We start from the raw sequence: 18,338 nt of genomic DNA, 5'->3' as shown, positions 1-18,338 counted from the left end.
TAGAATATTTAAAGCTAGAAAACTTGACTGCTATACTTGAAGGGAGATAATCGTATGGAATTCTTTGAACGATTCGCCATACCGCATCCAAGCCCAGCAATATACGCATCCATGGTCGCTATTGGATTAACCGTAATTGCTATTCTCGCTGGATTAACTTACTTTAAAAAATGGGGCTATTTATGGCGCGAGTGGTTAACAACAGTTGACCATAAACGAATCGGTATTATGTATTTAATTTCTGCGCTTCTTATGCTCTTCCGCGGTGGCGCTGATGCGATCATGATGAGAGCTCAGCTTTCAATGCCGGAGAACAAATTATTAGATGCACAGCACTATAATGAAATTTTTACAACTCACGGAGTTGTTATGATCATGTTCATGGCTATGCCATTTATTATGGCACTGATGAACTTCGTTATACCATTGCAAATTGGTGCAAGAGATGTAGCTTTCCCTCGCTTAAATGCACTAAGCTTTTGGTTATTTTTCATGGGAGCTATGCTCTTTAACATCTCATTTGTCATCGGTGGTTCACCGGATGCAGGCTGGACATCATACTTCCCGCTTGCCGGTACAGAATTTAGTGAGTCTGTTGGGACCAACTACTATATGATTGCCCTGCAGATTGCCGGGATCGGTACTCTGGCGACAGGAATCAACTTTATGACAACCATCTTAAAAATGAGAGCACCAGGCATGACTTTAATGAAAATGCCTATGTTCACATGGTCAGCGTTTATCACAAATATTATTATCGTTTTTGCATTCCCAGTTTTAACAGTTGCTCTTGCAATGGGTACACTTGATCGACTCTTTGCTTCAAATTTCTTTACAACCAATAATGGCGGTATGGACATGTTATGGGCCAACCTGTTCTGGGTTTGGGGACATCCTGAAGTATATATTTTAGTATTGCCTGCTTTTGGTATATACAGTGAAATCATTTCAACTTTCGCGCGCAGAAACCTATACGGCTACAAATCAATGGTCGCATCAATGGTTATTATTTCATTGCTTTCGTTCCTTGTTTGGGTTCACCACTTCTTTACAATGGGTCAAGGTGCGTTTGTTAACAGTATCTTCTCAATCACAACAATGGCTATTGCCGTCCCAACAGGTGTAAAAATCTTTAACTGGCTCTTTACACTCTGGAAAGGAAAAATTGTTATTACGACACCTATGCTTTACTCTCTGCTTTTCATTCCGTTATTTACAATCGGTGGTGTTACAGGTGTAATGCTGGGAATGTCAGCAGCTGACTACCAGTATCATAATACGATGTTCCTAGTTGCTCACTTCCACTTAGTTATTATTCCAGGTGTCGTATTCGCAATGCTTGCTGGATTAACTTACTACTGGCCAAAAATGTTTGGTTTTATGTTAAATGAAAAACTTGGAAAATTAAGTGCGTGGATTATTTCCATCAGTACACTGGTTGCTTTCATTCCAATGTTCTTCTCTGGTCTCGATGGCCAAGCAAGAAGAATGTACACATACTCTGAACAAGCAGGCTTTACAATGTGGAATATGATTTCTTTTGTCGGAGCTATCGGCCTTGCAATTGGTTTTGCATTGATTGTCTATAATATTTACTATAGCATTCGTTACGCTCCGAGAGATATCGGTTCAGATCCATGGGATGCAAGATCACTTGAATGGGCTACACGTAGCCCAGTACCGGAATACAACTTTGCAATTGTCCCTAATGTTGAATCAACTGAAGCATTCTGGGACGCTAAAAAGAAAGGCCATAAGTTGTTTAAAGGTGAAATTGAAAAGATTCACATGCCAAACAACAGTCCAATTCCTTTCATATTGAGCAGCATCTTCTTTGTATGGGGCTTCTCATTCGTATTTGCAATGTGGATTCCATTAATTATTGCAACGCTCGGAATTTTCGGCTGCATGGCTTATCAGTCATTTGAAAAAGATCATGGCCGCTACATCTCTGTTGAAGAAATAAAAGAAACTGAAGAAAAACTGGGAGGTCCTACCGTATGAAAATAGATCATTCACTCCCTCTTGAATACAGTACACAAGAAAATCAAATGAAAATTTTAGGCTTTTGGATTTTCCTTGGCGCTGAAATCATGCTATTTGCTACACTATTCGCTTCCTATTTTGTCCTAGCCGACAGAACTGGAAGCGGCCCTGCTGGCTCTTCTATTTTTGAATTAACACCAGTGCTGGCAGAAACTATTCTGCTTTTAACAAGCAGTTTCACAATTGGACTTGCGATCCACGCGATGAGACTTGGAAGAACAAAACCAATGTTAGTCTTCTTTGGAATCACGTTAATTCTTGGTCTTGCATTCTTAGGTGTTGAGATTTACGAATTTAATCATTATATCCATGTGGGTGCTGCCTTGCAGACAAGTGCATTCACCTCCATCCTTTTAACAACGCTCGGGACGCATGGAGCTCACGTAACATTTGGTCTTGTTTGGGGATTATTCATCATGATTCAAATTAAGAAGCGTGGTTTAACACCTCAAACTGCTAATAAATCTTTCATATTCTCTCTTTACTGGCACTTCCTGGATGTAGTTTGGATCTTTATTTTCAGCTTCATCTACTTGAAAGGAATGATGTAATATGAAAGAATTATTTCCTATAAAACAAGTTATGGGCTTTATCTTCTCTCTTGTTTTAACAGCAGTAGCATTAGCCGTTTATTTCTTTGATATGTCTTTTACTGCGGGAATGACAATCCTGCTTGTCACAGCATTTATACAAGCAGGTCTGCAGCTGGTTATGTTTATGCATGCTGGAGAATCAGAAGACAAAGCTCATATTTACACAAATGTCTATTATGGAATCTTTATTGCCATTGTTACAATACTAGGTACTTTACTGACAATGGTATGGGGTTATGTATAAACCGCAGCAAACAAAAAGGAGCGACTAACGTCGCTCCTTTTTATCTTTTAAATAAAAATCCGCCTGAAGTCTTTTCTGTTTTTTCAAGTGTTTCTTCAGTTGCTACAAAGAACACACCCATTAAGAAAATAAAAATTGCTCCCATTACTGTTCCGATTCCTATTGGGGTAAGAATACTGGAACCGCTTTCAAGGAAACCTATTGTAAACAGAATAATGCCAATTGATAAAATTGAAATTCCACAGTATCTAATTGCCTTTAACATGGTTCGATGTTTACTCATATCCATCACCCTCCTGTATCTCTATAATATTCCTTTGTTCACAAAATTGTCAATTTATTTTCACAAAATGTTCTATATTTATATATTGACTTTTTCTAACCTCATTAAACATCATCATCATAATTGGAATATATAGGTTTTCCAATTCATTTCTTTAGTTATCTAAAGGATCACCCTTCATTTAACCAACAATTACCACGTTTAAAAACAGTCTATCGCTAACACTTAGCGGACAAGTAGTCTATAATATAGATAGATATATAAGGAGGTATGAGGTTGAAATCACTTTTTAGAAAAGGCTCATCATTTCTTTGGTTAGCAGCAGCTTCGGTCGTGATTTTAGCATTATTTTTTACTTTCATGAATATGAAAGACAAAGAGGCAACGATTCCATTTTCCCAGGTTGAAAATATAATTTCATCTTCAGATGAAAAATCCATAGAAGAATTTAAAAGCGGAAAATTAATTATCACCGCTGATAAACAAGAATATATTTCACATGTTCCCCCAAATAGCGACATGGTAAACAAGTTTGTTGAAAACTATGAAGTTCAATATAGCTATTCTTCCGCAAATCCATACACAATGTTCACTTTACTATTTCTAGTCGCAGTAATGGCTGGTTTTGGTTTTTACTTATTTAAATCAGNGGGAATGTCAGCAGCTGACTACCAGTATCATAATACGATGTTCCTAGTTGCTCACTTCCACTTAGTTATTATTCCAGGTGTCGTATTCGCAATGCTTGCTGGATTAACTTACTACTGGCCAAAAATGTTTGGTTTTATGTTAAATGAAAAACTTGGAAAATTAAGTGCGTGGATTATTTCCATCAGTACACTGGTTGCTTTCATTCCAATGTTCTTCTCTGGTCTCGATGGCCAAGCAAGAAGAATGTACACATACTCTGAACAAGCAGGCTTTACAATGTGGAATATGATTTCTTTTGTCGGAGCTATCGGCCTTGCAATTGGTTTTGCATTGATTGTCTATAATATTTACTATAGCATTCGTTACGCTCCGAGAGATATCGGTTCAGATCCATGGGATGCAAGATCACTTGAATGGGCTACACGTAGCCCAGTACCGGAATACAACTTTGCAATTGTCCCTAATGTTGAATCAACTGAAGCATTCTGGGACGCTAAAAAGAAAGGCCATAAGTTGTTTAAAGGTGAAATTGAAAAGATTCACATGCCAAACAACAGTCCAATTCCTTTCATATTGAGCAGCATCTTCTTTGTATGGGGCTTCTCATTCGTATTTGCAATGTGGATTCCATTAATTATTGCAACGCTCGGAATTTTCGGCTGCATGGCTTATCAGTCATTTGAAAAAGATCATGGCCGCTACATCTCTGTTGAAGAAATAAAAGAAACTGAAGAAAAACTGGGAGGTCCTACCGTATGAAAATAGATCATTCACTCCCTCTTGAATACAGTACACAAGAAAATCAAATGAAAATTTTAGGCTTTTGGATTTTCCTTGGCGCTGAAATCATGCTATTTGCTACACTATTCGCTTCCTATTTTGTCCTAGCCGACAGAACTGGAAGCGGCCCTGCTGGCTCTTCTATTTTTGAATTAACACCAGTGCTGGCAGAAACTATTCTGCTTTTAACAAGCAGTTTCACAATTGGACTTGCGATCCACGCGATGAGACTTGGAAGAACAAAACCAATGTTAGTCTTCTTTGGAATCACGTTAATTCTTGGTCTTGCATTCTTAGGTGTTGAGATTTACGAATTTAATCATTATATCCATGTGGGTGCTGCCTTGCAGACAAGTGCATTCACCTCCATCCTTTTAACAACGCTCGGGACGCATGGAGCTCACGTAACATTTGGTCTTGTTTGGGGATTATTCATCATGATTCAAATTAAGAAGCGTGGTTTAACACCTCAAACTGCTAATAAATCTTTCATATTCTCTCTTTACTGGCACTTCCTGGATGTAGTTTGGATCTTTATTTTCAGCTTCATCTACTTGAAAGGAATGATGTAATATGAAAGAATTATTTCCTATAAAACAAGTTATGGGCTTTATCTTCTCTCTTGTTTTAACAGCAGTAGCATTAGCCGTTTATTTCTTTGATATGTCTTTTACTGCGGGAATGACAATCCTGCTTGTCACAGCATTTATACAAGCAGGTCTGCAGCTGGTTATGTTTATGCATGCTGGAGAATCAGAAGACAAAGCTCATATTTACACAAATGTCTATTATGGAATCTTTATTGCCATTGTTACAATACTAGGTACTTTACTGACAATGGTATGGGGTTATGTATAAACCGCAGCAAACAAAAAGGAGCGACTAACGTCGCTCCTTTTTATCTTTTAAATAAAAATCCGCCTGAAGTCTTTTCTGTTTTTTCAAGTGTTTCTTCAGTTGCTACAAAGAACACACCCATTAAGAAAATAAAAATTGCTCCCATTACTGTTCCGATTCCTATTGGGGTAAGAATACTGGAACCGCTTTCAAGGAAACCTATTGTAAACAGAATAATGCCAATTGATAAAATTGAAATTCCACAGTATCTAATTGCCTTTAACATGGTTCGATGTTTACTCATATCCATCACCCTCCTGTATCTCTATAATATTCCTTTGTTCACAAAATTGTCAATTTATTTTCACAAAATGTTCTATATTTATATATTGACTTTTTCTAACCTCATTAAACATCATCATCATAATTGGAATATATAGGTTTTCCAATTCATTTCTTTAGTTATCTAAAGGATCACCCTTCATTTAACCAACAATTACCACGTTTAAAAACAGTCTATCGCTAACACTTAGCGGACAAGTAGTCTATAATATAGATAGATATATAAGGAGGTATGAGGTTGAAATCACTTTTTAGAAAAGGCTCATCATTTCTTTGGTTAGCAGCAGCTTCGGTCGTGATTTTAGCATTATTTTTTACTTTCATGAATATGAAAGACAAAGAGGCAACGATTCCATTTTCCCAGGTTGAAAATATAATTTCATCTTCAGATGAAAAATCCATAGAAGAATTTAAAAGCGGAAAATTAATTATCACCGCTGATAAACAAGAATATATTTCACATGTTCCCCCAAATAGCGACATGGTAAACAAGTTTGTTGAAAACTATGAAGTTCAATATAGCTATTCTTCCGCAAATCCATACACAATGTTCACTTTACTATTTCTAGTCGCAGTAATGGCTGGTTTTGGTTTTTACTTATTTAAATCAGGAAAAGGCGGTTTAGGTGCTGCTAATTCTATGAAACAGAGTGTTTCAAAGCCGAAAGAACTGCCAACTGTATCTTTAGAAGATGTAGGCGGGATTCAAGAGGAAATGAAAGATGAAATCTTACAGACACTAGCCACTCTTAAAGATCCGGAGAAAGCATTGCGTCTGGGAATTAAACCACCTAAAGGAATATTATTGTACGGGCCGCCCGGAACAGGCAAAACTTTACTTGCTCAAGCGATTGCAAAAGAAATTGGCGCTACATTCTTTAGTACAAGTGGTTCAGCTTTTAATGAAATGTTTGTAGGTGTTGGTGCATCGCGGGTACGCTCTCTCTTTCAAAATGCCCGAAAACAAACTCCAGCAGTCGTATTTATCGATGAAGTTGACTCCCTTGCCGGACGCAGAAAGCAGCATGGCGGTGAAGAAGGCGAAAAAACATTAACTGAACTGCTTGTCCAATTAGATGGAGGACTTTCAAACGATGGAATTCTTTTCATTGCCGCAACAAACAGACGCGATATGTTAGATGAAGCATTTTTACGGCCAGGAAGAATCGATTTTTCTTTCCATGTTCCCCTTCCGGATACTAAGGGACGAAAAGAAATAATCGATATTCATTCAAAAAACCGTCAATTAGCTCCCGATGTAGCATCATTTTTAGGCCAATTAGCTGAAAGCACGTCTGGATTCTCAGGTGCTGATCTGCATTCTCTTTTCGAGACAGCCAGCAGAAGAGCGGCTAAAGCTGGGCAAGAGATTATTTCACGCGATGATCTTGATTTCGCTTTAGACAGAACCATTCTTGGAACAAGCAGCCGCGCTTTACAAGATGCGGATACAAAAAGAAGAGTTGCCATTCATGAAGCTGGACATGCTCTTGTGGCTGCCAAAACAAAACCGGGCTCCGTCCGAAAAGCTACCATTATTCCGCGTGGTCAAGCACTCGGCTATGTTGCACCTTTGACTAAAGAACTGCAGCTTTCCACCGCGTCTGAGCTTTTAGATCAAGTCGCAATGATTTTAGCTGGAGGTACTGCTGAAAGAGTCATTCTTGGTGAGCATAGTATTGGTGTCAGCGGTGATGTTAAACAAGCTAAATCAATCATAGAACAAATGGTTGACACAGGCTTACTTGAAGATGGCTTTACTCTTACGTTTAATACCAAACAAAAAGAAGAGAATATGCAAGAGCTTTTTTACAAAGCATTAAAGAAAGCAGAAACGATCATTGCTGATAATCGTATTCAATTTGATGATCTTGTTGAGGCATTATTAAAGTATGAAACTCTTGAAGGTTCAGAAGTACAAAGAATCGTTGATCATGTTGGATCTGAACCACCCGAACATTTAATTATTGTGTAAATAAATGAAGCTGCCTCTAGTTGTGGAGTTCCCTCCATGACTGGAGGTTTTTATATATAGAGAATAAAAAATACATATGAATCTCTCTGTTCCCTCTTTCCCCCCATATTTTGTGCTAAAAAATGAAAAATAAGCCTTCCCTACTCTATCTAAATCAAAAGGACCAATTAAAGAAGGCTTGCCGATTTTTTCGTTTACAAACAAGGATTTTCTCGTTTTTTGTCTAATCAATTAAGAGTAAATTCTGTAGTCGGAGGTTTTATTGTGTATGAGTTTGTTGCTGAGTTAGCTTTACATTTTTTTGTTATGATGATCATCCCGCTTAGCTGCTTCATCCTTTATAGAAGAAAAATGGATATGAGAGCCACTATCCTTTTCACCATTGCCAATTTGGCAGCATTGTTTTTAACGATGTCTTTCCCTGCTAATATTACAGGCGACATCCTTTTTGATTTGAAATTTATTCCTTTGTTTATTGTATTTTTTTATATTCGCCCTGCTGTAGGTATTTTGTTCGTTGGAACCATTATTGTATTCAAATCTCTTGCTAACCCGGGAGAAGTGTTATTTTTATTCCTGAATTATGGAATTATTTCTATCTTATTTATGGTCTTGACGAAATTTTATAAACGTCTTTCCTTTATGCGTAAAATATGGTTTGGAGCACTATTCTATATCCCTATAACACTAACAAGGTTTTCTGCTATAGTAAAATCAGGCAATTCTGATGAGATTCTAAACCTATTTCTCTTTTCACTTATGTCAGCCATCACCTTAACGATTGTGATCTACCTTATTGAGCTAAATCAAATACAGCTCTCTACAATGGTTAAACTGCAGAATTCTGAAAAAATAAATGCAATTAGTCAATTAGCTGCATCGGTAGCACATGAAATACGCAATCCTATGACATCTGTAAGAGGCTTTTTGCAGTTAATTAAAAGTGATAAAAACTTAACAGAAGAACAAGGAATGTTTATTTCCATATCACTCGAAGAATTAAAAAGAACAGATCAAATCATTAGTGACTTTCTTTCATTGGCACGTCCTGAATCGAAAGCGACTGATCTAATTTGCTTAACGACAACAGCTGAGGAAGTATATGAATTTATGAAACCATATGCAAATATCTCCAATGTGATTATTGAAAGTCATATAAAAGAAGATTTATTTATATTAGGAAATACCCATGAATTGAAGCAGGTCCTTATTAATATTATTAAGAATGGAATTGAAGCGATGCAAATGGGAGGTAAATTAACCATTAGGGTATATGAAAGAGATGGCGAAGGTGTTGTTGAAATTATAGACAAAGGGATTGGTCTTTCTGATCAGCAATTAATCCAGCTAGGACAACCCTACTATTCCACGAAAACAAAGGGAACTGGTTTAGGGCTTATGATCTCTTTTGATATTATCAAACGCATGAATGGTGATTATAAAATCGATAGTAAAGAGAAGTGCGGAACTACATTTTCCTTACTATTTCCTCTTGTTTCTAAAGGTCATTGTGCAATTTCGACAAAAATAGGTTAAAACTCAAAGAAAATACGACAAAAACAATTCTATTCATTGTTTATTTTACATAAAACAGCTATTAATGTACAAAATTGTCTGATTATGCGCTTTCCCGAGAAATAATTTTTAAATTTTCAAACATAAAATCATTTTGGACATTTCTAATTGCGATCTCAACCAGAAAGACAACATAAAATGTTCTATCACTGTATATACTATTTCATGAGCCGCCCACGACTTTCACGCAGCGACTGCGGGACTAACCAAAGCATTTTGTGGGCGGCTCTTTTTTTTTGTGTGAATTTTTCTAAAAAGACATCTTGATCCATATTTAATGGTAAATCTATATCCCTTTATCAATAAGCTCATATCCTGGAATTAACTCCGATAAGCGGACAATATCGGCATTCTGCTGGTAGACGGGGATGTATTCCTCCAAAACTTCTGCCATTTTCTTGCCTGTAATACCAACATGTCCAATTGCAATAAGCTGTTCTCTTTTTACAATTTTCTCGGCTAACATATTTGCTTGCTTTGTGATATGCTGTCTCGTATAAATATCATCAAAGAAAATATTATTTTCTAAAAAAGGAACTTCTAATTCAGACGCAAGCTTTGTAATGACACTTTTGCCAGTCGTTTTGCTGTCCAAATAAAATAAACCTTTTTCCTTACAGACCTGCAGAACAATTCGCATGATTCGTTCATCTTCTGTCACCTTTGATCCCATATGATGATTCATGCCAACTGCATGCGGTACATCTTCAATTGCTTTTTCCACTCTCTTACGAATCTCTTGGTCAGAAAGATCCGATGTGATTGCGCCTGGACCAAGCCAGCTTCGTTTGCCTTTTTTCGGCTCCATCGGCAAGTGAACAATGACTTCATGGCCTTTATTAAATGCCTTTTCTGCATCTTCTTTTGTCGATTCAAGAAACGGCATAATGGCAATCGTCAGCGGCACCTGCAAGCTTAATATCTCGTCTGTCCCCTCCATTTTATTCCCAAGATCATCAATGACTATCGCTAGTTCATTTTTTTCTTCAGCCTTTATGCCACTTGGAAATATCAGCGGAATGAACAGCCCCATAATGAAACATATTCGCAGCTTTCTCATAGAATCACCTCTGACTTTTAGTTTCCCCAAATATCAAAGGAAATTCTACATTTATATTAATGATTATAAATTGTTGTTTTCACTGTATATTTTTGTATTCGTTTTCGATCAGGTTCAAATCCAATACCAATGTTTGAAGGAACATCAATGTAGCCATTTTGAACGACAACTTCAGGTGTAATAATATCTTCTTTCCAATAACGAGAAGAACCGGCAGTATCACCAGGCAGTGTGAAATTTTCTAAAGAACTGATAGCGATATTGAAAGCCCTCCCTATTCCTGCTTCCAGCATTCCTCCACACCAGACAGCAATGCCTTTATCTTTGCAGTATTGATGTATTTGCCGAGCCGGTGACAAGCCGCCGACTCTGCCAATTTTAATATTAATAATCTGGCAGCTGCCAAGTTCTATTGCATTTTTAGCATCATTAAGACTCTGAATACTTTCATCCAGACAAATAGGTGTTTTAATCGATTGCTGAAGCTTTGCGTGATCCAATATGTCATGAACACCTAATGGCTGCTCAATCATTAAAAGATTGAATTCATCGAGCTTGCGCAGATGATCAATATCCTCTAACGTATAGGCTGAATTTGCATCTGCCATTAAAGGAACATCAGGGAAGCGGCTTCGGACTGCTTTAATGACTTCAATATCCATGCCTGGTTTAATCTTGATCTTCACTCTCTTATAACCTTCATCTATGTAACCTGCAATTTTATTTAAGAGTTCTTCCTTCGATTGTTGAATGCCAATACTAATTCCTGCTGCAATTTTCTTTTTGGTGCCCCCTAGCGCAGCTGCTAGAGAGAGATTTTTCCGTTTAGCATACAGATCCCAGACAGCTCCCTCAATTGCAGCTTTTGCCATATAGTTTCTCCGAATTGGCGAAAAAATCTCTTCGACTTCATCCGGGTGGCTAATTTCTTTATCTAAAAGAACTGGAATTAGAAAATCTTCAAGTATATGCCAACTTGTTTTAAATGTTTCTTCCGTATACGTTGGATCAGGTAATGCAACGGATTCACCCCAGCCAGTGGTTCCATTTTCGTCAACCACTTCCAAAAGAGCAAAATCTTTATCTTGAATGGTGCCAAAACTAGTTTTAAACGGTTCATGCAAGCGCATTTTCACATGATTCATGATGACTTTTTTTATAATCAATTCAACCACCCCAATTAACAGGTTTGTACTCTTTCTATCGTATGAAGGATTGTTCTTGCCAGTATTTCAATTCCAGTGAACATTGATTCTTCATTAAAATTCATATGCGGATGATGTAATCCCGGCTGAAGATCACAGCCTAAGCCCAGCATGGTTGCCTTAAGGTGCGGACGGCTTTTTGTATAATGATGAAAATCCTCGCCGCCAGTTGTTACAATTGGCTGTATTAATTTCTCTTTGCCAATTGATGCGGCAATCGCTTTTTCCATTAGTTCTATTGCTTCTGAATTTTTTGTTGCAGCAGGCATTGTCGCACAGATCTGTGAATTAATTTTCACATTATGGATCAGACTGATTCCTTCTAAGATCATGTTGATTTTGGCTTTTAATTGTTCCATCATTTCATTTGTTTGTGCCCGTAAGTCGATTGTAAAGGAAGCACGGCCAGGAATTATATTCGCTGAATCTCCCCCTGCATGTAATTTTGTCATTTTAGCCGAATACGGCACTAATGGATTTATATGAATATTATTAATTTCATTAACAATGGCAGCTGCTACCTCAATCGCGTTTTGTCCCAAATGCGGACGAGCAGCATGGGCATCAATTCCATTTATTTCTCCGTTTAGGAACATGGAAGCACCGTGCAGGATTGCTCCAGCTGCAAAACCATCTCTCAATTCCTGGATCGGTCGCAAATGGACGCCATATAAGTAATCGACATCGTCCAATACACCATGCTCAATCATTTTTAAGGCGCCTGTACCCTTTTCCTCTGCCGGCTGAAAGATAAACTTTAATTTTATATCATTATTATTTAATTTTTCTAATTTCTCGAGCAAGAGAAATACACCTATCACCATGGTCATATGCGCATCATGACCACAGGAATGGTTTGCTTTAAATACACCGTCCACTTCTTGCCACAAAGCATCGATATCGGTTCTTACAGCAATACAGGTATTCCCGCTTCCGACTTCCATTATCAAACCTGTATGTTCCTTAAAATTACTTACTTGATATCCTCTATCCTGTAAATAAGCGCTAATGAATTTTGTTGTCTCCACTTCCTGCCAGCTGATTTCAGGATGTTCATGCAAATGCTGATACAATTCTTTGATCTCATCTTTTAAGCTTTCAAGTTCTTTTTTCATTGCATTAACCCCCTTCTTTTTCTCTATACTGTCTATATTGTGTCAATAGCCGATCCTATTATTTAGGATCGGCTATTGTTTTACTACTTTCTATGCATTTTGAATTCAAGAAACAGATCATTATAGCGAGATAGCAATCTTGGTCCCAAGTTTTCATAAACCTCTAATCTTGCTGTCATTTCCTCATCTGGATAGAAGCGTTCATCTCCTACAATTTCCTCATCCAGTAATGCAACAGCTGCTTTGTTTGGAGTTGAATATCCAACATACTCGGTATTTTGTGCTGCGTTTTCAGCGTCTAAGATAAAGTTCATAAATTGATGTGCACCATCGATATTTTTAGCTGTTTTTGGAATAACCATATTATCAAACCAAAGGTTAGACCCCTCTTCAGGTACAACATATTCTAAATTATCTTTCTCCCACATCAGCTCTGCAGCAACACCTGACCAAACAAGACCAATACTTGCTTCATCGTTTTCCATGAGCAGCCTGATTTCATCCCCGACGATTGCTTTAATATTTGGTGTTAATGAATCCAGCTTTTCTTTTGCCTCAATCAAATGAGCGTCATTTTTGTCATTTAAAGAATAATGAAGGCTATTTAAGCCCATACCCATGATTTCTCTGGCACCATCAATGAGAAGAATTTCATTTTTCAAACGAGGATCCCACAAATCATTCCAGCTTGTGAGGGTCATCCCTTTCTCTTCAAGCATATCTGTATTATAAACAATTCCAACAGTACCCCAAAAATAAGGAATTGAATACTCATTGCCAGGGTCAAAAGAAAGATCCATAAAGCGTTCATCAATATTTTTCAAGTTCGGAATCTTACTATGGTCGACAGGCAAGAGCAGGTCTTCTTCTTTCATTTTTTCTATCGTATACTCAGAAGGAACTGCAATATCGTAAGTAGTACCGCCCTGCTGGATTTTGGTAAGCATGGCTTCGTTAGAATCAAACGTCTCATAAATCACTTTAATGCCTGTTTCCTCTTCAAACTGGTCGATAAGCTCAGCATCGATATAATCTCCCCAGTTAAAAACAGTCAGTACATTCCCTTCGGTTAAACCTTGTGCAGAATTTAATCGATTAACGATATATAACAGTAAAAATGAAATGGCAAGTACGGCAACAAATGCTCTAACTAGCTGTTTCACTGTCTCACCCCCATACCGCGCGGCTTTTCACTTTTTTTCGTAATAAAGTAATAGCCAACTACAAGAATCATGGTGAACACAAATAATAAAGCAGAAAGTGCATTAATATTTAGAGAAACACCTCGTCTTGCCAATGAATATATTTCTACAGAAAGTGTTGTAAATCCATTGCCAGTAACGAAGAATGTAACAGCAAAATCATCTAAAGAATACGTAAGAGCCATAAAAAAGCCTGCAAAAATACCTGGTGTAATATATGGCAGGATTACTTTTGTCAGTACATCAAATCGGCTTGCACCAAGATCAAGAGCAGCGTAAATCATTGATTCACTCATTTCTTCCAGTTTTGGCAGCACCATTAAGACGACAATCGGCACACTAAACGCAATATGAGCGAGCAGTACCGAAATAAAACCAAGTTTAATGCCGATCATTGTAAACAGGATTAGGAATGAAGCACCAATAATGACGTCCGGACTTACAATTAATACGTTATTTAAAGAGAGAAGTGTATTTTTCACTCTTCTTTTTCGGGCGTATAAAATAGCTAAAGCCCCTGCAACCCCTAGAATAGTTGATACAGTTGCTGAAAGTAAGGCAATAATAACTGTATTTAATACAATTGTGAGCAGGCGGGTATCCTGAAATAATTCCCTATACCAATCTAGAGTAAAGCCTTCAAATTGATACATTGTTCCACCGCTATTAAATGAGTAGAAAATTAAATAGAAAATGGGTGCATACAAAATGAAAAAAATTAATAGCAAATACCCTTTAGATAACATTGAACTCTTTTTCATTTTAGAGTACCCCCTTTTTCCTAGTACCCGTAAAGATCATGATGAGCACCATAGCCAAAATTAAAAACACGGCAATGGTAGAGCCCATGCCCCAGTCCTGTGTAACAAGAAAGTGCTGTTCTATTGCGGTACCAAGGGTGATGACACGGTTTCCTGCAATCAGCCTCGTCAGCATGAATAGTGATAATGCAGGAATGAAAACAATCTGACAGCCGGCTTTCACACCATCTAATGTTAAAGGGAAAATAACACGTGTTATTGTTTTCCATTGTGATGCGCCAAGATCGCTTGATGCATAAATCAAAGATGGATTTATCTCATCCAGCGCATTAAAAATCGGCAGGATCATGAACGGCAAGAAAATATAGACCGATACAAAAATAAAACTGAAATCAGTAAATAGTATTTGCTGACTGCCTATTCCAATCACTTCTAATATACTGTTAGCTGCTCCATATGTACCAAAAATCCCTAAAAAAGCATAAGCTTTCAGTAATAGATTGATCCATGAGGGAACGATAATTAATAGAAGCCAAAGCTGCTTATGTTTCGTTTTTGTCAGTAAATAAGCAGTTGGATATGCAATTATTAACGTAAATAACGTGATAAGAAATGCATACCAAAAAGAACTAAATGTCATTTTCAAGTAGACAGGTGTAAAGAATTTTTGATAGTTAGAAAGTGTAAATTCCCCTTCAATGTTGAAAAAAGAATAATATAAGACCAAAAGCAGAGGTGCAATGACAAACAGAGCAATCCATATTACATATGGAATTAAATAGAAATTACGTGATCTGTTCTTCATCCATTTACCTCTTCATAAGCTTCAAGGCGCTTATCAAATTCTTCTTCGGTTTCACCATGTCTCATAACATGAATGGCTTCCGGATCAAAGTATAACCCAATTTCCTCTCCAACAATGGCCTTCTTTGTTGAATGAACAAGCCATTCGTTTCCTTCTGAATCGTAGCAGCTGATTTCATAGTGTACACCTCTAAATAACTGTGAATCAACTTTAACTTGCAGCTTTCCTTTTTCCGGTAATGTGATTTCAAGATCCTCTGGCCTGATGACAACTTCAACATCTTCAGATTGGTTAAATCCAGCATCAACACAATCAAATGTTTTTCCTGTGAATTTCACAACATAGTCTTCCAGCATTGTTCCAGAAACGATGTTTGATTCCCCAATAAAGTCTGCAACAAACCGGTTAATCGGTTCATCATAAATATCTGTAGGTGTGCCGCTTTGCTCAATTTTACCGCCATTCAGAACAAATATTTCATCAGACATCGCCAAGGCTTCTTCCTGATCATGCGTAACAAAAATAAATGTGATGCCTAGGTTACGCTGCAGTTCGCGCAGCTCATATTGCATTTCTGTTCTAAGCTTCAAATCAAGTGCCGAAAGCGGCTCGTCCAAGAGAATAACTTCCGGCTCATTCACGATCGCACGTGCGATGGCAACACGCTGCCTCTGACCGCCTGACATTTCTTTAATCTCGCGACTTTCATAGCCTTCTAAGTTGACGAACTTTAAAGCTTCTTTTACTTTACGAGTGATTTCGTCATTTTTTATTTTCTTAATTCTTAATCCAAATGCTATATTTTCAAACACATTTAAATGCGGAAATAAAGCATAATCCTGAAAGACAGTATTTACTTGGCGCTTATTGGCCGGTAAATTGTTAATGACCTTTCCATTAAAGTATATATTGCCTTTTGTAGGCTCAATAAAGCCGGCAATCAGTTTAAGAACGGTTGTTTTCCCACAGCCAGATGGACCTAGAAGTGTATAAAACTTTCCTTTTTCAATTTCAAAAGACACATCCTGCAGAACAGGAGAATCATTATCATATTGTTTTGTAACATGTTCAAAACGAATTATCGTATTCTCTCCCATTTATTTCTCCTTTTTAAATAAATAATTCATGATTGCTGTTTCTGTTTCTTCAATAAATGACAATGTTCAACAATCATACTAATATCATATTTTAGTTTAATAAAGCGTTAATATCAATAAGGATCGTAAAAAACTTGACAAATAATTTATTATTATTTATTATCGCAAACTATGTCGCTTTTAAGGAGTGTTTTTAAATGATTTCCACTCCTGGGTACTCGCTTTCCGGCGGGGCGGGTGCTGAGCCTCCTCGTCGCTTGCGCTCCTGTGGGGTCTCAGCTCCCCACTCGTGCCGCAGGAGTCTCGCACCCATCCGTTTCAATCAACAGGCATATTGCTAAAAGCTTCTTTTACCTAACAATTGTAAGCAGCAAGCTTTTTAAGATAGTCTCACCTTTTAAAAAATTACACTTCACTCTTAAACTAGTTCAAAGATTACTCTAGCAATGTTTCATGAATTCATTTCATCTGCTTTGTCCTTCATACATTTAGTACTAATTCTCTAGTTTTTTTTTCTGACATCGCACTTTTGCATATGAAAACAATTTAAAATAATATAAAATAATAATAACAATCTTTATATTGTTGAATCATCTCTTGAGAAGTAATGAGCAAGTTGTGCTATGATGAATAAAAAGAGAACACTTTCATAACTTTTAAAAGGGGATCTTATCTGCACTGGAGGAAAACAACATTAATGAATACATTTAAAGCTTGGGTTGAGAATAACGGTATGAAAAGGTTTATCATTTTTGGCATTCTTGTTGTTGCTTTGTTTTTATTAAAAAGCATGATTAATGTCATTTTGCTTACGTTTATACTTTCCTTTCTTATGGACAGATTAGTTAATTTAGTTCAGAGAAGAATAAATATTAACCGAACCGTAACTGTCCTAATTCTCTATTTGTCCATTATTGGACTTCTGTCTGTCGGAATTGTTAAATATCTGCCTGTTATCATATTTGAGATTTCGCAGCTCGTTAACCAGCTCGAACTTTTCTTTACTCAAAAGCATGATAACCCAATTTTAAATTACTTAACTGAAATGCTGGCAAGAAATGAAATTACCAGCTATTTAGAACAAGGATTTACCTTTTTGCTGAAATATTTCTCTGATGTGAGCAAAATTGGAATGCACATCATGATTTCATTAATCTTAAGCTTATTCTTCTTAATAGAAAAGCCAAAATTAGTTCAATTCACCAAAAAGTTTCAGAGCAGCAAAGTAAGTGCATTCTATAATGAAATTGCTTTTTTTGGTTCAAAGTTTGTAAAAACGTTCGGAAAAGTTATTGAAGCCCAATTTATTATCGCTACTGTAAACTGCGTACTGACTACTTTTGCTCTCTGGATTATGGATTTTCCGCATTTAATGGGTTTATCCATATTAATCTTCTTCCTGGGATTAATTCCAGTGGCAGGTGTGATTATATCTTTATTCCCGTTATGTACGATCGCCTACACGGTTGGCGGTATTATGCACGTCATCTACATCTTAGTGGTTATCATGATTATCCATGCAATCGAAGCATATATTTTAAACCCTAAGCTTATGTCATCAAAAACAGATTTACCCGTTTTCTATACATTTATCGTCCTGATTTTCTCTGAGCATTTCTTTGGTGTTTGGGGACTGATTGTTGGGATTCCAGTGTTTGTTTTCTTATTAGATGTACTTGAAGTTCAAGAGGTGCGAGATAAAAAACCGCCAAAAATCGTCCAGTGATACTATACGAAAAGCCAGACAGAAAGTACCTTTCATTAGGT

General features: G+C 37.0%; 17 protein-coding genes and 1 pseudogene. 9 read left to right on the top strand and 9 right to left on the bottom strand.

The window, feature by feature from the left end; translation table 11 throughout:
• Positions 1-54: 54 nt before the first annotated feature.
• Genes qoxB through qoxD (B7E07_RS11030) form a run of 3 tightly spaced genes read left to right on the top strand, consistent with a single transcriptional unit; the run spans position 55 to position 2,883 of the window.
• Complete coding sequence (qoxB, locus tag B7E07_RS11040) at positions 55-2,004, top strand: cytochrome aa3 quinol oxidase subunit I (RefSeq protein WP_080845919.1); 1,950 nt, start codon at positions 55-57, stop codon at positions 2,002-2,004.
• Positions 2,001-2,597, top strand: a complete 597-nt coding sequence (qoxC, locus tag B7E07_RS11035) for a cytochrome aa3 quinol oxidase subunit III (protein WP_080845918.1) — start codon at positions 2,001-2,003, stop codon at positions 2,595-2,597. The genes qoxB and qoxC (B7E07_RS11035) overlap by 4 nt, the downstream gene beginning before the upstream one ends.
• Before the next feature lies 1 nt (position 2,598).
• On the top strand, positions 2,599-2,883 hold the full coding sequence (qoxD, locus tag B7E07_RS11030; RefSeq protein ID WP_066445065.1) for a cytochrome aa3 quinol oxidase subunit IV: 285 nt from the start codon (positions 2,599-2,601) through the stop codon (positions 2,881-2,883).
• Positions 2,884-2,923: 40 nt separating this feature from the next.
• On the opposite strand, the gene B7E07_RS11025 is transcribed toward qoxD (B7E07_RS11030), so the two are convergent.
• Entirely contained in the window at positions 2,924-3,166 is a 243-nt protein-coding gene (locus tag B7E07_RS11025) for a hypothetical protein (protein WP_080845917.1), read from the bottom strand.
• A 588-nt stretch (positions 3,167-3,754) separates the two neighbouring features.
• Between B7E07_RS11025 and B7E07_RS11020 the strand changes: the two are divergent.
• The 3 genes and pseudogenes from B7E07_RS11020 to qoxD (B7E07_RS11010) all read left to right on the top strand — a co-directional run.
• A pseudogene (locus tag B7E07_RS11020) lies at positions 3,755-4,576 on the top strand (cbb3-type cytochrome c oxidase subunit I); the annotation flags it as partial.
• Positions 4,573-5,169: a cytochrome aa3 quinol oxidase subunit III gene (gene qoxC, locus B7E07_RS11015; RefSeq protein WP_080845918.1), complete on the top strand. Its 597-nt coding sequence runs from the start codon at positions 4,573-4,575 to the stop codon at positions 5,167-5,169. The pseudogene B7E07_RS11020 and the gene qoxC (B7E07_RS11015), both read left to right, overlap by 4 nt.
• 1 nt (position 5,170) lies before the next feature.
• Positions 5,171-5,455 carry a cytochrome aa3 quinol oxidase subunit IV gene (gene qoxD, locus B7E07_RS11010; RefSeq protein WP_066445065.1) on the top strand — a complete coding sequence of 95 codons (285 nt, stop codon included), beginning with the start codon at positions 5,171-5,173 and terminating at the stop codon, positions 5,453-5,455.
• Between the two features lie 40 nt (positions 5,456-5,495).
• Here the strand turns inward: qoxD (B7E07_RS11010) and B7E07_RS11005 are convergent, their stop codons facing one another.
• Positions 5,496-5,738, bottom strand: a complete 243-nt coding sequence (locus B7E07_RS11005; RefSeq protein WP_080845917.1) for a hypothetical protein — start codon at positions 5,736-5,738, stop codon at positions 5,496-5,498.
• Between the two features lie 270 nt (positions 5,739-6,008).
• Between B7E07_RS11005 and B7E07_RS11000 the strand changes: the two genes are divergently transcribed.
• Together B7E07_RS11000 and B7E07_RS10990 are read left to right on the top strand one after the other, a co-directional pair.
• Positions 6,009-7,751, top strand: a complete 1,743-nt coding sequence (locus B7E07_RS11000; RefSeq protein ID WP_080845916.1) for an AAA family ATPase — start codon at positions 6,009-6,011, stop codon at positions 7,749-7,751.
• Between the two features lie 219 nt (positions 7,752-7,970).
• Positions 7,971-9,287, top strand: coding sequence for an ATP-binding protein (locus B7E07_RS10990; RefSeq protein WP_218970415.1), 1,317 nt, complete (start codon positions 7,971-7,973; stop codon positions 9,285-9,287).
• Positions 9,288-9,612: 325 nt separating this feature from the next.
• Here B7E07_RS10990 and B7E07_RS10985 read toward each other — a convergent pair whose 3' ends face one another.
• The 7 genes from B7E07_RS10985 to B7E07_RS10955 all read right to left on the bottom strand — a co-directional run bounded on the left by B7E07_RS10985 (position 9,613) and on the right by B7E07_RS10955 (position 16,571).
• Positions 9,613-10,386 carry a divergent polysaccharide deacetylase family protein gene (locus B7E07_RS10985; protein WP_080845913.1) on the bottom strand — a complete coding sequence of 258 codons (774 nt, stop codon included), beginning with the start codon at positions 10,384-10,386 and terminating at the stop codon, positions 9,613-9,615.
• A gap of 56 nt (positions 10,387-10,442) precedes the next feature.
• Entirely contained in the window at positions 10,443-11,552 is a 1,110-nt protein-coding gene (gene menC / locus B7E07_RS10980) for an o-succinylbenzoate synthase (protein ID WP_080845912.1), read from the bottom strand.
• 14 nt (positions 11,553-11,566) lie between these two features.
• Positions 11,567-12,706, bottom strand: coding sequence for a M20 peptidase aminoacylase family protein (locus tag B7E07_RS10975; protein WP_080845911.1), 1,140 nt, complete (start codon positions 12,704-12,706; stop codon positions 11,567-11,569).
• An 83-nt stretch (positions 12,707-12,789) separates the two neighbouring features.
• Complete coding sequence (locus B7E07_RS10970; protein ID WP_080845910.1) at positions 12,790-13,869, bottom strand: ABC transporter substrate-binding protein; 1,080 nt, start codon at positions 13,867-13,869, stop codon at positions 12,790-12,792.
• A complete protein-coding gene (locus B7E07_RS10965) occupies positions 13,866-14,669 on the bottom strand; it encodes an ABC transporter permease (protein WP_080845909.1) in 804 nt (267 codons plus the stop codon). The genes B7E07_RS10970 and B7E07_RS10965 overlap by 4 nt, the downstream gene beginning before the upstream one ends.
• Before the next feature lies 1 nt (position 14,670).
• On the bottom strand, positions 14,671-15,474 hold the full coding sequence (locus B7E07_RS10960) for an ABC transporter permease (RefSeq protein WP_080845908.1): 804 nt from the start codon (positions 15,472-15,474) through the stop codon (positions 14,671-14,673).
• Positions 15,471-16,571, bottom strand: coding sequence for an ABC transporter ATP-binding protein (locus B7E07_RS10955; protein ID WP_080845907.1), 1,101 nt, complete (start codon positions 16,569-16,571; stop codon positions 15,471-15,473). The genes B7E07_RS10960 and B7E07_RS10955 overlap by 4 nt, the downstream gene beginning before the upstream one ends.
• A gap of 697 nt (positions 16,572-17,268) precedes the next feature.
• On the opposite strand from B7E07_RS10955, the gene B7E07_RS10950 reads away from it, so the two are divergent.
• On the top strand, positions 17,269-18,297 hold the full coding sequence (locus B7E07_RS10950; RefSeq protein WP_080845906.1) for an AI-2E family transporter: 1,029 nt from the start codon (positions 17,269-17,271) through the stop codon (positions 18,295-18,297).
• Positions 18,298-18,338: the final 41 nt, after the last annotated feature.

It is taken from the genome of Cytobacillus gottheilii (assembly GCF_900166665.1).
Classification (GTDB): Bacteria; Bacillota; Bacilli; order Bacillales; family Cytobacillaceae; genus Cytobacillus; species Cytobacillus gottheilii_A.
Note: the sequence above shows the minus strand (reverse complement) of the source record. Positions and strands in the feature narration are given on the sequence as shown.

What these genes read in the sequence shown, in the direction of transcription:
- qoxB (WP_080845919.1), top strand. Translation starts at nt 55, where the DNA reads ATGGAATTCTTTGAACGATTCGCCATACCGCATCCAAGCCCAGCAATA.
- qoxD (WP_066445065.1), top strand. Translation starts at nt 5,171, where the DNA reads ATGAAAGAATTATTTCCTATAAAACAAGTTATGGGCTTTATCTTCTCT.
- B7E07_RS10950 (WP_080845906.1), top strand. Translation starts at nt 17,269, where the DNA reads ATGAATACATTTAAAGCTTGGGTTGAGAATAACGGTATGAAAAGGTTT.
- B7E07_RS10985 (WP_080845913.1), bottom strand. Translation starts at nt 10,386, where the DNA reads ATGAGAAAGCTGCGAATATGTTTCATTATGGGGCTGTTCATTCCGCTG.
- B7E07_RS11025 (WP_080845917.1), bottom strand. Translation starts at nt 3,166, where the DNA reads ATGAGTAAACATCGAACCATGTTAAAGGCAATTAGATACTGTGGAATT.
- B7E07_RS10960 (WP_080845908.1), bottom strand. Translation starts at nt 15,474, where the DNA reads ATGAAGAACAGATCACGTAATTTCTATTTAATTCCATATGTAATATGG.
- qoxC (WP_080845918.1), top strand. Translation starts at nt 4,573, where the DNA reads ATGAAAATAGATCATTCACTCCCTCTTGAATACAGTACACAAGAAAAT.
- B7E07_RS10975 (WP_080845911.1), bottom strand. Translation starts at nt 12,706, where the DNA reads ATGAAAAAAGAACTTGAAAGCTTAAAAGATGAGATCAAAGAATTGTAT.
- qoxC (WP_080845918.1), top strand. Translation starts at nt 2,001, where the DNA reads ATGAAAATAGATCATTCACTCCCTCTTGAATACAGTACACAAGAAAAT.
- B7E07_RS10955 (WP_080845907.1), bottom strand. Translation starts at nt 16,571, where the DNA reads ATGGGAGAGAATACGATAATTCGTTTTGAACATGTTACAAAACAATAT.
- qoxD (WP_066445065.1), top strand. Translation starts at nt 2,599, where the DNA reads ATGAAAGAATTATTTCCTATAAAACAAGTTATGGGCTTTATCTTCTCT.
- B7E07_RS11005 (WP_080845917.1), bottom strand. Translation starts at nt 5,738, where the DNA reads ATGAGTAAACATCGAACCATGTTAAAGGCAATTAGATACTGTGGAATT.
- B7E07_RS10965 (WP_080845909.1), bottom strand. Translation starts at nt 14,669, where the DNA reads ATGAAAAAGAGTTCAATGTTATCTAAAGGGTATTTGCTATTAATTTTT.
- B7E07_RS11000 (WP_080845916.1), top strand. Translation starts at nt 6,009, where the DNA reads ATGAGGTTGAAATCACTTTTTAGAAAAGGCTCATCATTTCTTTGGTTA.